The 14,822-nt window shown below is 65.1% G+C and carries 12 protein-coding genes and 1 pseudogene; 7 read left to right on the forward strand and 6 right to left on the reverse strand.

All coding sequences use genetic code 11. The annotated features are described in order from the left end of the window. Window positions 1-73: 73 nt before the first annotated feature. Window positions 74-1,447: a cation:dicarboxylase symporter family transporter gene (locus AB0F41_RS01470; protein ID WP_357420707.1), complete on the reverse strand. Its 1,374-nt coding sequence runs from the start codon at window positions 1,445-1,447 to the stop codon at window positions 74-76. A gap of 65 nt (window positions 1,448-1,512) precedes the next feature. Further along, entirely contained in the window at window positions 1,513-2,679 is a 1,167-nt protein-coding gene (locus AB0F41_RS01475) for a mandelate racemase/muconate lactonizing enzyme family protein (protein ID WP_357420708.1), read from the reverse strand. Window positions 2,680-2,876: 197 nt separating this feature from the next. Here AB0F41_RS01475 and AB0F41_RS01480 point away from each other — a divergent pair, with 197 nt between their 5' ends. Beyond that, on the forward strand, window positions 2,877-3,578 hold the full coding sequence (locus tag AB0F41_RS01480) for a GntR family transcriptional regulator (protein WP_357420709.1): 702 nt from the start codon (window positions 2,877-2,879) through the stop codon (window positions 3,576-3,578). 103 nt (window positions 3,579-3,681) lie between these two features. Further along, window positions 3,682-4,785 (forward strand): tartrate dehydrogenase, encoded by a 1,104-nt coding sequence (locus AB0F41_RS01485; RefSeq protein ID WP_357420710.1) that lies wholly within the window; start codon window positions 3,682-3,684, stop codon window positions 4,783-4,785. A gap of 52 nt (window positions 4,786-4,837) precedes the next feature. Here the strand turns inward: AB0F41_RS01485 and AB0F41_RS01490 are convergent. Both AB0F41_RS01490 and AB0F41_RS01495 read right to left on the reverse strand, forming a co-directional pair. Beyond that, window positions 4,838-5,067 (reverse strand): annotated as a pseudogene (locus AB0F41_RS01490) (hypothetical protein); the annotation flags it as partial. A 188-nt stretch (window positions 5,068-5,255) separates the two neighbouring features. After that, the gene (locus AB0F41_RS01495) at window positions 5,256-6,548 is read right to left on the reverse strand and encodes a family 1 glycosylhydrolase (protein WP_357420978.1); all 1,293 of its coding nucleotides are present in this window, start codon (window positions 6,546-6,548) and stop codon (window positions 5,256-5,258) included. 222 nt (window positions 6,549-6,770) lie between these two features. On the opposite strand from AB0F41_RS01495, the gene AB0F41_RS01500 reads away from it, so the two are divergent. Then, window positions 6,771-7,397, forward strand: coding sequence for a TetR family transcriptional regulator (locus tag AB0F41_RS01500; RefSeq protein WP_357420711.1), 627 nt, complete (start codon window positions 6,771-6,773; stop codon window positions 7,395-7,397). A gap of 810 nt (window positions 7,398-8,207) precedes the next feature. Continuing rightward, complete coding sequence (locus AB0F41_RS01505; protein ID WP_357420712.1) at window positions 8,208-9,455, forward strand: cytochrome P450; 1,248 nt, start codon at window positions 8,208-8,210, stop codon at window positions 9,453-9,455. Window positions 9,456-9,569: 114 nt separating this feature from the next. Here AB0F41_RS01505 and AB0F41_RS01510 read toward each other — a convergent pair whose 3' ends face one another. Further along, window positions 9,570-10,286, reverse strand: coding sequence for a histidine phosphatase family protein (locus AB0F41_RS01510; protein ID WP_357420713.1), 717 nt, complete (start codon window positions 10,284-10,286; stop codon window positions 9,570-9,572). Window positions 10,287-10,492: 206 nt separating this feature from the next. Here AB0F41_RS01510 and AB0F41_RS01515 point away from each other — a divergent pair, with 206 nt between their 5' ends. Then, on the forward strand, window positions 10,493-11,449 hold the full coding sequence (locus tag AB0F41_RS01515) for a DUF808 domain-containing protein (protein WP_357420714.1): 957 nt from the start codon (window positions 10,493-10,495) through the stop codon (window positions 11,447-11,449). A 35-nt stretch (window positions 11,450-11,484) separates the two neighbouring features. On the opposite strand, the gene AB0F41_RS01520 is transcribed toward AB0F41_RS01515, so the two are convergent. Beyond that, window positions 11,485-12,768 carry a cytochrome P450 gene (locus AB0F41_RS01520; RefSeq protein WP_357420979.1) on the reverse strand — a complete coding sequence of 428 codons (1,284 nt, stop codon included), beginning with the start codon at window positions 12,766-12,768 and terminating at the stop codon, window positions 11,485-11,487. A gap of 628 nt (window positions 12,769-13,396) precedes the next feature. On the opposite strand from AB0F41_RS01520, the gene AB0F41_RS01525 reads away from it, so the two are divergent. Both AB0F41_RS01525 and AB0F41_RS01530 read left to right on the forward strand, forming a co-directional pair. Continuing rightward, entirely contained in the window at window positions 13,397-14,104 is a 708-nt protein-coding gene (locus tag AB0F41_RS01525) for an SDR family oxidoreductase (protein WP_357420715.1), read from the forward strand. Window positions 14,105-14,136: 32 nt separating this feature from the next. Next, entirely contained in the window at window positions 14,137-14,712 is a 576-nt protein-coding gene (locus tag AB0F41_RS01530) for a helix-turn-helix domain-containing protein (RefSeq protein WP_357420716.1), read from the forward strand. The last annotated feature ends 110 nt before the right edge of the window (window positions 14,713-14,822 follow it).

Raw genomic sequence — 14,822 nt, forward strand, 5'->3', positions numbered from 1 at the left:
GGATTCCTTTCACTGAGGGACGCGAGTCCGGGGCGGGTCGGCGCCCCGCCCCGGACTCTTCATGAAGGGCGATTCAGCCCACCGATTGTTTGTCGTCCACCGGTTGGGTGCCGGCATCGGCCACCGGTTGTGTACCGGCCACCGGCTGTGCGCGCTTCCCGGCGAGCACGGCGCGCGCCTTGTCTTGGTCGAAGTCGTTTTCCCACTTCCCGATCACGATGGCAGCGAGGGCGTTGCCGAGTACGTTGATGAATACCCGGCCTTCGTTGAGGATGCGGTCGATCCCGACGATCAGCGCCAGCGCGGCCAGCGGGATATGCCCGACCGCGGTGACCGTGCTGGCCAGGACGATGAAGGCGCCGCCGGCGATACCGGCCGTGCCTTTGCTGGTCAGCATCATCACGCCGACCATGACCAGCTGCTGCTGCCAGCTCAGGTCGATGCCGACCGCCTGTGCCAGAAACAGTGAGGCCATGGTCAGGTAGACCGCCGAGCCGTCGAGGTTGAACGAGAATCCCGACGGGATGACGATGCCGACGACGGGTTTGCCGACACCGAGTTCCTCGAGCTTGCGAACCAGCGCGGGCAGCACCGCCTCACTGGAACAGGTGCTCAACGCCACCAGCAGCTCGTCTTTGAGGTAGCGCATCAGTGCGATCAAGCCCAGGCCACACGCCCGCGAGATCGCGCCGAGGATCACGATGACGTAGACGATGCAGGTGCCGGTGAACAGCAGGATCAGATATCCCAGCTGCTGCAGGCTCTCGGCGCCGTACTTCGCCACGACCATGGCCAGGGCGCCGAAGGTCCCGAACGGTGCCAGGCGCATCACCCAGCTCACGATTTTGAACACCACGGTCGACAGGGCCGCGATGCCGGAGGTGATCGGTGCGGCCTTCTCGCCCGAGACGTTGAGCGCACAACCGAGCACGATGGATACCATCAGCGCGGCGAGGATTTCGTTGCCGGTGATCGCCCCGAACAACGAACCGGGGATGATGTTGTCGATGAACTCGACCACACCGGGTGCGTGCTGGTCGTGCCCCGGGATGGACTCGGCGTCGAGTTCGTCCAGGTTGATCTTCATGCCCGCACCCGGTTTGAAGATGTTGGCCACGACCAGCCCGATCAACATCGAGACCAGCGACAGGACGATGAAGTAGCCCAGCGCCTTGGCCCCGATCCGGCCGGCTTTGCGCAGGCTGTCCATCGAGGCGATGCTGGTGGTGACGACACAGAACACGACCGGCACCACGATCATCTTGACGATATCGATGAACCAGTCGTTGAGCGGGCTCACCGCGACGCCGACGTCGGGCCACAACAGGCCGACCGCGATACCGAGGACCGCCCCCAGCAGGACTTGGAACCAGAGTTCGGACAGCAGCCGGACCAGCCGAGAGCGGCGCGGCCGGATGGGATCCGGTGACGTAGTGGCAATGGTCATCATGTGCTCCTTTGCACATCGGAGCGGGTAGCGGCCCCTCATCGGCCACGACCCGCGGTCCGGGATCAGTGATGCAGAGCCCGGAGCACTTCGTAGAAGGCTGCCTTGCCTTCGAATCCGATACCGGGGGTCTCGGTCAGCCCGACCCGGCTGTTCTCCACCACCGCACCGTCGGCGAAACCGCCGGTCGGCTGGAACTCACCGGGATAGGACTCGTTACCGCCGAGCTTGAGCGCTGCGGCGATGTGCAGGGAGAACTGATGACCGCCGTGCGGGATGCACTGACGTGCGGACCAGCCGTGCTGGGCGAGCATCTCCTGGACCCGCAGGTACTCGGTGAGGCCGTAGCTGAGGGCGGGGTCGACCTGGATGATGTCGCGGTCCGGCCGCATGCCGCCGTAGCGGATCAGGTTGCGGGCGTCCTGCAGCGAGAACAGGTTTTCGCCCGTGGCGATACGCCCCGAGTAGTGCTCGGACAGTACGGCATTGAGACGGTAGTCCAGCGGGTCGCCGACCTCTTCGTACCAGAACAGGCCGTAGGGCTCGATGGCCTTGCCGTACTCCAGCGCGGTCGGCAGATCGAACCGGCCGTTGACGTCGACGGCCAGCCGCGAACCGTCACCGTCGAGGACTTCGAGCACCGCCTCGATGCGCCGTAGGTCCTCCGCCAGATCCGCACCACCGATCTTCATCTTGACCACGGTGTAGCCCATGTCGAGGAAGCCGCGCATCTCGTCCTGCAGATCCCGCAGCGTCTTGCCCGGTGCGTAGTAGCCGCCCGCCGCGTAGACGAAGACCGAGTCGTCGGGCTGTCCGTCGCCGTATTTATCCGAAAGGTATCGGTACAGCGGCTTGTCGGCGATCTTGGACGCCAGGTCGAACAGCGCCATGTCCAGCACACCGACCGCCACCGAACGCTCACCGTGGCCGCCGGGCTTCTCGTTGGTCATCATCAGCTTCCACGCGCGGGCCGGGTCCAGCTCCCCCGCCTCGTCGAGCAGTGCCTCCGGGTCGGCGTCGAGCAGGCGGGGGATCATCCGGCGGCGCAGGATCTCCCCCGCGCTGTAGCGGCCGTTGGAGTTGAAGCCGTACCCGATCACGGGCTCGCCGTCACGCACGACATCGCTGACGATCGCCACGATCGAGCAGTCCATGCTGCTGAAGTCGATCCAGGCATTGCGGATCGACGAGCTGATCGGGACAACGCCCTCGTGCACGGAAATGATCTTCATCGGTTTCTCCTGTCGACAGCCGGTGGCGAGACGGCCCGCGGCATTCGGTGAAGAGCCGGGACGGCGTCCCGACCCGCAGAACTTATAAGATGTAAGTCTTATAAGATGCAAGTGCGATGCTAAACTGCGAGCGGCGCCGAACACAAGGGCTTCTTGTGGCGGCGGACACAGAAATCGGATCGGTTGAAGGAGGGCGCATGACGTCGACCGGCGTGACCAACGTCTTTTCCAGCAAGGGCGACGTGGCATACGCCGAGATCCGGCGGCTGATCCTCAGCGGTGAACTCGCCGCCGGCTCCCGGCTCCCCCAGTACGAGCTGGCCGACCGCCTCAGCATGAGCATCACCCCGTTGCGCGAGGCCATCCGGCGCCTGAGTAGCGAGGGGCTGGTTGCGGTCGAGTCCCATCGCGACGTCCGCGTCGCTCCGATGAACGCGCGAGAGGCGCAGCAACTGTTCGAGGTCCGCCTGTCGCTGGACCCGACCGCCGCCGAACTGGCCGCGACCAGGCGCACCGAACAAGACATCTTCGATATGCGCGCGGCGCTGAAGAGGCTGGTCCCGGTGACCCGGCAGTGGGGCGAAGAAGGCCTGGTCGCCCACCGCGACTTCCACCGCGCGCTTTACCTCGCCTCCCACAACGACGTCCTGATCCGTCTACTCGACGACGTGTGGGACAAATCCGACCGCTACCGCCGCATGGGCTTGGAACTGCCCCCGGGCGACGAACCCCGGACCCGGGATCTCGACGAACACCACCAGATATTCGATCTCGTCCTCGCCGGTGACGGCCCCGGCGCGGGCGAGCTCATGCGCCGCCATATCACCGAAAGTCTCACCGCCGCCGCCATCCGCGAACTCGAACAACGCGAACAGGACCCCGGTCGCGAACCCGCGTAGGGGCCGATCGGACACACACACACACCAACAACGAAACCGCAACGGGCACAGCGAACTCGCCGCCCGTCAGCTTCTCCACGCCTGCACAAAGGAGTGTTCGCCCATGGGCTCCACCCACCGCATCGCCGTCATCCCCGGTGACGGCATCGGCACCGAAGTCGTCCCCGAAGGGCTGCGCGTCCTCGAAGCCGCCGCGAAGACCTTCGATTTCACTCTCGACTACGAGCAGTTCGACTACGCCTGCGCCGACTACTACACCCGCACCGGCGCCATGCTCCCCGACGGCTGGTTCGACCAGCTCAACCGCTTCGACGCCATCTTCTTCGGCGCAGTCGGCTGGCCCGAGGTCGTGCCCGATCACATCTCGCTGTGGGGCAGCCTGCTGCAGTTCCGCCGCCACTTCGATCAGTACGTCAGCCTGCGTCCGGTCAAACTACTCCCCGGCATCCCCAGCCCGCTGGCCGGACGCGTCCCCGGTGACGTCGACTTCTATGTGGTGCGCGAGAACACCGAGGGCGAATACTCCAGCATCGGCGGCAAGATCTTCGAAGGCACCGACCGCGAAACCGTCATCCAGGAAACCGTCATGACCCGCGTCGGAGTAGACCGGATCCTGGACTATGCCTTCACGCTGGCCCAGTCCCGCCCGCGCAAGCGCCTGACCTCGGCCACCAAGAGCAACGGAATCTCCATCACGATGCCGTACTGGGATGAACGCGTCGCCGAGGTCGCCCAGCGGTATCCCGATGTAGCGGTGGACAAGTACCACATAGACATCCTCACCGCGAACTTCGTGCTGCACCCCGACTGGTTCGACGTCGTGGTCGCCAGCAACCTCTTCGGCGATATCCTTTCCGATCTCGGCCCCGCCTGCACCGGCACCATAGGAATCGCGCCCAGCGGAAACATCAACCCCGAACGCAAATACCCCAGCCTGTTCGAGCCCGTGCACGGTTCGGCGCCCGATATCGCCGGCAAGGGCATTGCCAACCCGATCGGCCAAATCTGGAGTGCGGCCATGATGCTCGACCACCTCGGTGAACCCGAAGCCGCGACCGCCATCATGACCGCCGTCGAAAATGTTCTGGTCCAGGGCACCGGCGCACTGACCCCCGACATGGGCGGCAACGCCACCACCCGTTCCCTCGGCGAAGCTGTCACCAGCCGGCTACAGGACACGCCGCCATCACGCATCACCGATCGATGAATAAAGGCAAGAAATGCAACCACCGGCCCACCGGCGGCGCACGACACAACGATCAGCTCGCGGAGGCAGCCGTATACTCCACTCGCTGCAGGGACCGCAGTCTCGGCGCGAGATCGCGTGCAAACAGTTTCAGAAACCGGCGTTGGTCGTGGCCGGGGCGTGGAAGACCAGGTGGTCGAAGGCGTCGACATACTGCGCGACCTATTGGACTGCCTTCTCCGGGTCAGAGGCCACGATCCAGCGCTTGGCGATCTCCTCGATCGGCAAACTGTCGGCTGTCGCGGTGGCCGAGACCGGGCCGATGAGTACCCGGGCCGAGCAGACCGGCGTGACCAAGGACTGATGCTTCACCAGCGATTCTCCTGCTGGTAGACGCATGCCCCGACGACCGTGAGAGGAGGCATATACCGCCTCTCAGATCGCAGGTGGGTCGTTGTCGAGCACGGAACGGGTGGTGGGTGTCGGACTCGTCAGCGTGGCTCGACCAACACCGGATCGCCGCAACTGTCGGGCAGCGCAATCAGTGAGCATGGTGCCGGCTGGCGCGTCGGCCGGTAGGTGGAGGGCACCCCGTGGTATTCGGTGATCTCGCGGTAGGCCGCCACCGCGACTGTCGGTCGGCGGGTCAGAGCAGGGTCGTGGACGGCATCGACGCTGTAAAGACCGAATCGGGGACCGTATTCACCCCACTCGTAATTGTCGGTGAGGCTCCAGTAGTTGTACGAGACGATGTTGATGCCGTCTTGGCGTGCGCGCTGAATCCAATAGACGGTGTCGCGGAGATGGTCGTCGCGACGGTACCCGTCGGCACGGTTCTGATCCGCGTCGGTAGCCAATCCGTTCTCGATGACCCGCAGCGGCTTGTTCGGATATTTGGCGGCGAAGTAGCGCAGCACGTAGTACATGCTTTCCGGTGATTGCGGCAGATTCCAGAACGAGCCGCCCGAGGCGACGAACGACGACAGTTCCGACGGCGCGATCGAGTAGTACTGGTCGACGCCGATGAAGTCGAAGGAATCGACCATACGGTCGGAGAACGCGGCTTCCAGCGCCGGTTCCACACCGGGTAGTGGGATGTAGGCGATGTTCGAGGAGACCTGACCCCCGGGTTGCACGGCATGGATGTAGGTCGTGATCGCCCGATGAGCCTCGATGATCCCATCGACCATGACCCCGGTGTTCGCCGGCGCCAAACCACCGTAGGTCAGTTCCCGCCGGACGTATTCGCTGGGCTCGTTGAATGTGATCCAGATCGGCTCGGCCCATCTGTAGCGATCAACGACACGTCGCCCGAAACCGGTGAGGGCTGCGGCCATCTCCGGGTTGTTCCACCCCCCACGATCGACCGCCCAACCAGGATGAACCCAGTGATTCAACGTGATCATAGGGCGCATGCCCGAGGCCACGATACGGCCGATCACCGCATCGTAGAACGCCCAACCGGCCGCGTCGTCGACACCGGGCTGCGGTTCGATGCGCGACCACTCCACCGACAAGCGATAGTTGTCCACACCGATCGAGGCCGCCCTGGCGACATCGCCCTCGTACTGGTGGAGGAAGTCCACGGCGTTACCCACCGGCTCGTGCAACTTCCCTTCGTTGCCGTAGCGCAGGTAGTTCGAGTCCTGGTTGAAACCTTCGGACTGAAAACCGGATTGAGCGACCCCGAACTCGAAGTCCGCTGGTAATGCGGGAAGGTCTTCGGCCGCCGAGGGCGCCGCAAGGGCGGTGAGAGCCAGCACCGAGACCACTGCGGACAGCATCGCGGTGACAGTCGCCGATTGACGCATAACTTCCTTTGTTCGGAATTCACGCAACCGCGTCGTGTCACCCGGGTCGGGCAGTCGACCGAGGTGAACAGCGATCACGCCGCTCGACACATCGCATTCAGATTCGTTCGCGTATCCAGATACGGCTATGTCTTCGGGTATCGTCGTGTATGGACTGAGTAGTGTCAAGGAGGCGCACATCAGAGAAGGCCGAACATGCCCAGGTTGACCCGCGCCGAGAGCGTGCAACGCACCCGAAACATGCTTCTCACCGCCGCCGAGGAGGTGTTCGCGGAAAAGGGTTTCACGCAAGCTTCCCTCGAAGACATCGCGGACAGGGCCGGGTACAGCCGAGGTGCGGTCTATGCGAACTTCACCAACAAGGAAGATCTGTTTCTCGCGCTTCTCGGAGACTGGCTCGATCGCGACATCGAAGAGAGCGAAAAAATCCTCGCCCCGGGCGGTGACGCGATGCAGACAGTCGACGCCCTGCGAGGCCGAGGCGGCAATCGCTTCGCCGACCGCAAACGTTTTGTGCTGATGCTCGAATTCCGGCTCTACGCGATGCGGAATCCTCCGGCGGCACAGGCATTACGCGACTACGACAGAATCTCCCGAGACTGGTACGCGCGTTCTACCCGGCGCGTGATCGAAGGAATGGGACTGAGCCTGCCCGCACCCGCCGAGCAAATGGCACTGGTGGCACTCGCTCTCGAGCACGGTATAGCGCTGCTCGCCCACACCGATCCCGAGGCGATTTCTCAAGACTCATTTCTGGACGCGGCGACTCTGCTGGGCACGGCGCTGATCAGCGCTGCCGAGAGAGAACGCAGCGCGCAGTAGCCAAACGAACCCCGCGCAGCTCTGCAACGATCGCTTGCCAGTATTGAAAGTGGCCGGCCGGGGCCGGCCGACGGGATCGGTATCCTCCCGACATTCAGTGTGAGTCATAGATCGCTTCGCCTCGGCCGCAGCAGCTTTCTGTGTCGCTCCTCGGCGCGGACGTGCCGTTCAGGCTGCCGGTGGCGAACAAACATGACGATCATGGCCTTTTACGACAACGGTCACGGCGGCACTGCGCTCAACGACGAACACGTTTCGGTGCAACGGATACCGTTCCTGCGGCAGGTGGGGGAGTGGGCCGGGTATGGCCTCACGCTGGCGTGCGCGGTCAACCGATGGGCCGGCGGGGTCACTGGTCCGGACTGCGTTACCGAACCGACCCCGCCGCCCCCACCTGGCCGACAATGATCGTCGACGAGGCCCGGCCGATCGACCCACCGACAATTACCTACGGATACTGAACCGGGCACGTTCGATACACGCCCATGAGCACCTGCCAATGCCGGCTACACGATGCGCGACGGCCGTCCCTCACCACGCGCCGGACCGCCGGGCCGACTCGAGCCCGAGATGAACCCAGCCAAACGGGGCGGTGTGCCGGCCGACCATCGCCGATCCGTGGTTTGCCATTGGTGTATTCCCGGGACTCGGGGCCCTTTCCGTCCCGGATCCGGTTGATGTACGGGAGAAGTCGGCGGCGTGGGAAACCGCGCTGACACCGACGCCGGTCGGCAGGCGGGTTTGACCATGCCGCGACGGCATGGTGTTGGTTGGAGCCGCACCGAGAAGACGTTCCCGAGGAGACGACGCATGGACGCCGGCACTGCAACACCTGACGACGTGGCTTCAGCCGTCACCGGGCCCGGCAGCGGCTGCCCGGTCGCGGAGTTCGGGCGACTCCGCGAGCAGGGGCCGGTCGTGGACTTCCCGGGTTTCGGCGGCGACTCCGGCGTGCTGATCACGCGGCACGACGACGTTCGCGCCGTCCTGACCGATCCTCGACTGCGGGCCGACGCGTCTACGGTGGACGGGGCGCAGAACGCCTTGTCCGACCTGTTGGGCAAGCTCGGCATCCCGCCGGAGCTGGACTGGATGAAGCGGAGCCTGCTGAGTCTGGACGGGGCCGAGCACACCCGGCTGCGCAAGCTCGTGTCCCGGGCCTTCACCGTCCGGCGGGTGAACTCGCTGCGTCCGCGGGTCGAGACGCTGACCGAAGACCTGCTCGACGACATCGCCGCGGTGGGGGCGGGTGGGGGCTCGGTCGACCTGGTGCAGGCCTTCGCCTACCCGTTGCCGATCGCGGTGATCTGTGAGCTGGTCGGGGTGCCGGAGCCCGACCGGCCGCGCTGGCGCGAGCTGGCCGAGCTGCTCACCTCCCCGGACCCGGACCGGATGCCACCTGTGATCCACGCCGTGGTCGAGCAGATCCGCGTCCTCGTCGAGGCCCGCCGCAACACCCCGGCCGACGATCTGATGACCGTTCTGGTCGAGGTCCACGACGACGGCGACCGGCTCACCGAGAACGAGATGATCACCATGGTGTTCGAACTCGTCATCGCCGGGTTCGAGACGACCGCCCACTTGATCTCGAAGTCCGTGCAGGTGCTGCTGACCCGGCCCGACCAGCTCGCGGCACTGCGTTCGGAGCCGGGGCTGTGGCCGCGGGCCGTGCACGAACTGGTACGCACCTGCGGCCCGATCCCGACGAGCCTGCCCCGCTACGCCGCGACCGATATCGAGTTCGGCGGAGTCACCGTGCCGGCTGGTTCGACGGTGACAGCCGGGATCCTGTCCGCGAACTTCGATCCGGAGTTCACCGAGGATCCCGACGAGCTCGACGTCCGGCGCGAGACCGGCCGCGGTGAGCGACATCTCGGGTTCGGGCAGGGGGCGCACTACTGCCTCGGGGCGGCACTCGCCCGGCAAGAGGCCGAGGTCGCCCTGCGCGGAGTGTTCGAGCGCTTCCCGGATCTGCGACTCGCCGACCCCGTCACCGGGCCGGCACCCCTGGGGTTCGCGCGCCTGCCGGATTTGCCGGTACTGGTGGCGTCCGGGTGAGCCGACCGAACGCGCCTTTCTGTCACGAGACGGGTGCGGTGCCGGACTTCAGGGGTGACCGAGCCGCCGACCGTCCTCATCAGTAGCCGATAGATCTCCACGCCGCGGGGACTTTCAGGCGGCGGGATGGCCGTCCCACGACACGAGCTTCCAGCCCTTCTCCGGGGTGCCCTTCACGACCACCCGGCCGGTGTTGTGCAGCGGATCGGACTGCAGCTTGCCCATATCAGGATTGGAGACGGACATGAGCGTCCAGAACATGATGGCACCGCCATGGGAAAAAATCACAGCACGCTTGCTGCGGCGGTCCTGGATATCCTGGATGGAGTCGTCCATACGCTTCTTGAACTCGTGGCCGTTTATCGAACCGGGGATCCGGGCATCCAGGTTGCCCTGCAGCCACTGGATCGGCGCGGCCAGGTAGCCCGCACGCGCGTCCTGCTCCGGCGTGCCCTCGTAGATGCCGGCCTCGATCTCGTGCAGTCCCGCCTCGACGACTGGGGGACGACCACACAGCTGCGAGGTCGGCTCCGCCGTCTGCTGGGTCCGGACCATCGTCGACGCGTAGATGCCGTCGAACTTGCAATCGGCCAGCACCCGGGATACCGCAGCGGCTTGCGTCCGCCCCTTCTGCGTCAGGCCGGGTCCGGGGACAGAAGTGTCGATCAGACCGGAATCATTGCCCGCCGATTCTCCGTGGCGGACAAAGGTGAGAAACATTTCACCGGTTTGCGGCGCCGCCGCCGCGCTACCCGCTCCAGCTGCCATGAGCGCCACCGCCGCGATGATCGCTGCGATCATCGCGAACAGGCGGGACTTCATCAGGTTCATAGGGACTTCCTCGTGGATATGGGTCGGGCCGAACTGGAACGTTCCAGTGGCTCGGATCACACTAAGATCGCCCCGGCGAGGCCTCGGGAACGTTTCCCGGTGGACGGGAACCTTCGGACCCGACCACAAGCGATCAGCACCCTCGAACAACACCTCGCAGTACGCGTACTGTTCGATCTGCTCGATACATCGAAGGGGAGGTTCCCGTGGCTGGTGGTCTCGTCGCCCTGCTGGACGACGTCGCGGCGATCGCGAAGGTGGCCGCGGCCTCCATCGACGACATCGGTGCCGCGGCAGGCAAGGCAGGTATCAAGGCCGCGGGTGTGGTGGTCGACGACACCGCGGTCACCCCCCGCTACGTGCACGGGTTCTCCCCCAAGCGCGAACTCCCGATCATCCGCAAGATCGCAATCGGGTCGATCCGCAACAAGCTCCTGATCATCCTGCCGGTGGCGATGATATTGAGCCAGTTCCTGCCGCAGGCGCTGCCATACCTGCTCATCGCCGGCGGCCTGTTCCTCTGCTACGAAGGTGCGGAGAAGGTGTACGAGGCGCTCACCGGCGGTCACCACGACGACGGCGAGGCACCCACGGCATCGAGCGGACCCGAACACGAGAAGACCATGGTGAGCGGCGCGATCCGCACCGACCTCATCCTCTCCGCCGAGATCATGGTGATCGCCCTCTCGTCGGTCGAGGACGAACCGTTCGCCACCCGGCTGCTGGTGCTGATCGTCGTCGCGTTCCTCATCACCGCCCTGGTCTACGGCGTCGTCGCGGTGATCGTGAAAATGGACGACGTCGGACTCGCACTCGCCGAGCGCGAGTCACCGTTCGGGCAGCGGGTCGGACGTGGACTCGTCGCCGCGATGCCGAAGGTGATGTCCGTTCTCACCGTCGTCGGGATCGCCGCGATGCTGTGGGTCGGCGGCCATATCCTCCTCGTCAACGTCGGCGAAGCCGGATTCCACTGGCCCGCCGACCGTCTCCACGACCTCGAACACTGGGCCGGAGAACTCGTCCACGGCGGGTTCGGAAGTGTCCTGTCCTGGACCGGAGGGACGGTTGCCTCCGCACTCGTCGGGCTCGTCGTCGGCGCCCTCGTCGTGCTGATCATGCACTTCGTTCCGAAGCGGAAGCCGAAGGAAGCCGCCGCGCACTGACCCGCGCCACCCCACCCGCGGTCTGGATCACCGGGTCAAGGGGTGGCCGCCTGCCGGACCGTCATGCGTTTGATGCCGTGGATGAGCGCGCTGTGTCCGTACTCGGGTTCGCCGAGTTCGACGGGCGGAACCTTGGTGATCAACTCCCGGAACAGATGTTTCAATTCTATGCGGGCCAGCCAGGCGCCGAGGCAGTGGTGGGGGCCGCCGCCACCGAATCCAGCGTGGTGGTTCGGGTCGCGGGTGATGTCGAACGCGTGCGGATTGTCGAACGCCGACTCGTCGCGGTTGGCGGAACTGTAGAACATCACGACCTTCTCACCTGCCGCGATCGGGGTTCCGGCGATCTCGGTGTCGCGGGTCGCCCGGCGGGCGAAGTGCACCACGACGCTGCCCCAGCGGATGAATTCCTCGATCGCGGTGTTCATACGCCCGTCGAGATCCTCGCGCAGCCAGTCCATTTGGCTCGGATGCTCCACGAGCGCTTTGAAGGCATGGGAGGTGGTTTGTTTGGTGGTGTCGTTGCCGGCGGCGGAGATCAGCACCATGAACGCGCCGATATCCTCATTGCTGAGGCGATGCCCGTCGACTTCGGCGGCGATCATCGCGGTCATGAGGTCGTTGTGCGGTTCCGCACGGCGCCGCCGGGCCAGGTCGGTGCCGGCGGAATGGAGGATCCCGATCTGCTTGTAGAAGAACTCGGCGCGCTCCTCGAGGCTGGTGTACTCGAGGTCGGTGGTGCCGAACAGGGCTTCGGTGGCGAACGCGACCGCCTCGCGGTCGGCCTCGGGGATGCCGATCATCTGCGAAATCGTTTGCATGGGCAGTTTCCGGGATACCGCGTCGACGAAATCGAGGGTTTCGCCGGTCCGCAGATCGGCGACGAAATCGTCGACGATCCGGGTGGCATTGGCGCGGACCTGCTCTGCCACCCGCTGGATCTGGCGCGGAGTGAACGCCGAGCTGATCAATTTCCGGTAACGGGTGTGCCGGGGCGCGTCCAGGGCGATGAAGAATTTGGTGCTGTATTCGACATCGGGCGGCATATACCCCAGGGTCGTGCCGTCTTCCGAGGAGAAGATCTCCGGGTTCCGGCTGACCTGCACGACATCCCGGTACCGGGTTACAGCCCAGAAACCCGGATCGGGGTCGGCGAAGATCAGGGAATCCGGCGGGGCATGCCAGGTGAGGCCCTCGGCCGCGCGCAACCGGGCGAACGCCGCCTCCCGGCCGTCGAAATCCTTTTCCCAGAACTCGTAACTGGAGATATCGACCTCATGATGGGGCCGCGTGGACGCCTCGCTGCCTGTCAGTGTCATGACCGCCTCCGAACCCAGTGTGCTCTCCCCCATGGTGGCACTCCCTGCGCGTCGGAGGCACGGAATCGACCTGAACACCGAACCCGGGCCGGCGGGGCGTGGTCGGGATCGGCGATTTCTGATGATCGAGGAGCTGGTGACGCGCTGACTGTGGTTTCTGCGCCGAAGGACCGACAGGTCGATGCTGCTGGCCGGTTCCCCTGGGACTTGAACCCCCACGCGCCTGACCTGCAGATATCCAGAATTCAAGTTATTCGACCAGCAAATAACAGCAGATTAGAGTGCTGATAAATGTGTCCGGAGGGGGAATCAACCACTACGCCCACGCACTCACCAGGCGACACGTTCTGCAGGTCGAATAGCAGAGGCAAAAGACACGCATCAACCGTGAAACGAAATTCGCATTCAGCTGTCCGTCTCGCCGATGCTGCTGGGGGACGCCGCTGTTCTGAAGGAATGGGGTTTCGAGCCGGATCTGCACGTTTACCCGGCACGTCGCGAAAACCGCGCACGTCGTGGGTGACAGTATTCGCCGCACCCTTCTCAGGCCCTTTCTACCGCGGAGCTCTCTGGACTCTGATAGTTTGCATCTACCTACCGACATGTAGGTAGATGCAAGGAGGGCCGAATGACCGAATCAGCAGTGGTAACCGGCGCAGCCAGCGGCATCGGTGCCGCGGTAGCACGGCGGCTCGCAGCCACGGGCACTCGGTGCATCGTCGTCGATCGCGATCCCCGAGTGGCCGACGTGGCGACCGAGATCGGTGGCGAAGCAGTGATCGGCGACCTGACCGACCCCGCGCTCAGCGAGCAGGCAGTGGCGGTCGCGGGCGAGCAACTGAGCCAAGTGGTTCTCAACGCCGGAATGAACTCGACCGACAAGGATCCGGCAACCCTCGATCTGGACCGCTATCAGGCGGTCGTCGGAGTCAACCAGCACGCCGTCGTCTGGGGACTCCGCGCGGCACTCCCCGTCATGCGCCGTAATGGCCGTGGTTCGATCGTGGTGACGGCATCACTCGCCGCGGTCCGCGGAGTACCACAGGATCCGATCTACACCATGACCAAGCATGCGGTCATCGGCCTAGTACGTGCATTCTCGGGGACACTGGCGAAGGAGAACATCCGATTGTCCGCGGTCTGCCCCGGACTGGTCGAAACCCCGCTGACCGCGGGCGGCCGGGAGCAGTTCCGGGCAGCCGGCATACCGATGCTGTCCGCCGACACCGTCGCCGAGGCAATCGAAGAGACCCTGCGTTCGGCCGACCCCGGTACCGAACTGGTCGTGCGGCCCGGCGTGCCGACGATTCGATATCAGCCCGCCCCACTGCCATGAACATCGGACGACAATCCCGCGGTGGCGGCGCGGTGGCGGCCGCGCGCGCGGATGAGATCCTGTGGACCGCCCTCGACATGATTGCGGTACGCGGCTTTCGGGGCACGTCGCTCAACGCGATCGCCGATCGCGTCGGCTTGAGCCGCCAAGGCGTGCTGCACTACTTCCCCAGCAAGCAACATCTGCTCGACGCGGTGCTCCAGCGGACCGTCGAGCTGGGACGCGGGGACATCCCGGCGACGCAGGTCCGAGAGGACCTCCCGGACCTGCTCGCTGCCGTCGTGGCCCGCAATCGCGAACATCCGGCTTTCGCCCAGGCATATGCTGTACTCCTCGCGGAGAGCGTCACGCCGGACCATCCCGCACACGCCCACTTCCGGGACCACTACCAGCAGGTCCGAGACCAGATGACGCACAGTTTCACCGAGTGCTGGGGCGAAACGCTACCCAGTGGACTCACACCACTCGCCGCGGCGACCGCACTGCTCGCGCTCCTCGATGGCCTGAAACAACAGTGGTTGCTCGACCGTACGCAGGTCGATCATCCCGAGATAATCCGATCAGTACTTGCTGTTCTGATCGGATCGGCTCCTCGAGCCAGTCGATGAGCATCGCCGAAGACTACGGTCGCGGACATCCTGCGGTTGCGACGAAAGAGCCTCTCCGCCGACGCGGGGGTTTCTGTTACGGTCCGAACCCGGGAACCGGCCCGGTTCGT

The organism is Nocardia sp. NPDC024068 (genome assembly GCF_040638875.1).
Lineage (GTDB): Bacteria > Actinomycetota > Actinomycetes > Mycobacteriales > Mycobacteriaceae > Nocardia.

Bases quoted from the DNA above. Each gene is read 5' to 3' on its own strand.
- AB0F41_RS01495 (WP_357420978.1), bottom strand. From the start codon at position 6,548: ATGCTGTCCGCAGTGGTCTCGGTGCTGGCTCTCACCGCCCTTGCGGCG.
- AB0F41_RS01475 (WP_357420708.1), bottom strand. From the start codon at position 2,679: ATGAAGATCATTTCCGTGCACGAGGGCGTTGTCCCGATCAGCTCGTCG.
- AB0F41_RS01480 (WP_357420709.1), top strand. From the start codon at position 2,877: ATGACGTCGACCGGCGTGACCAACGTCTTTTCCAGCAAGGGCGACGTG.
- AB0F41_RS01525 (WP_357420715.1), top strand. From the start codon at position 13,397: ATGACCGAATCAGCAGTGGTAACCGGCGCAGCCAGCGGCATCGGTGCC.
- AB0F41_RS01520 (WP_357420979.1), bottom strand. From the start codon at position 12,768: ATGACACTGACAGGCAGCGAGGCGTCCACGCGGCCCCATCATGAGGTC.
- AB0F41_RS01505 (WP_357420712.1), top strand. From the start codon at position 8,208: ATGGACGCCGGCACTGCAACACCTGACGACGTGGCTTCAGCCGTCACC.
- AB0F41_RS01485 (WP_357420710.1), top strand. From the start codon at position 3,682: ATGGGCTCCACCCACCGCATCGCCGTCATCCCCGGTGACGGCATCGGC.
- AB0F41_RS01500 (WP_357420711.1), top strand. From the start codon at position 6,771: ATGCCCAGGTTGACCCGCGCCGAGAGCGTGCAACGCACCCGAAACATG.
- AB0F41_RS01510 (WP_357420713.1), bottom strand. From the start codon at position 10,286: ATGAACCTGATGAAGTCCCGCCTGTTCGCGATGATCGCAGCGATCATC.
- AB0F41_RS01470 (WP_357420707.1), bottom strand. From the start codon at position 1,447: ATGACCATTGCCACTACGTCACCGGATCCCATCCGGCCGCGCCGCTCT.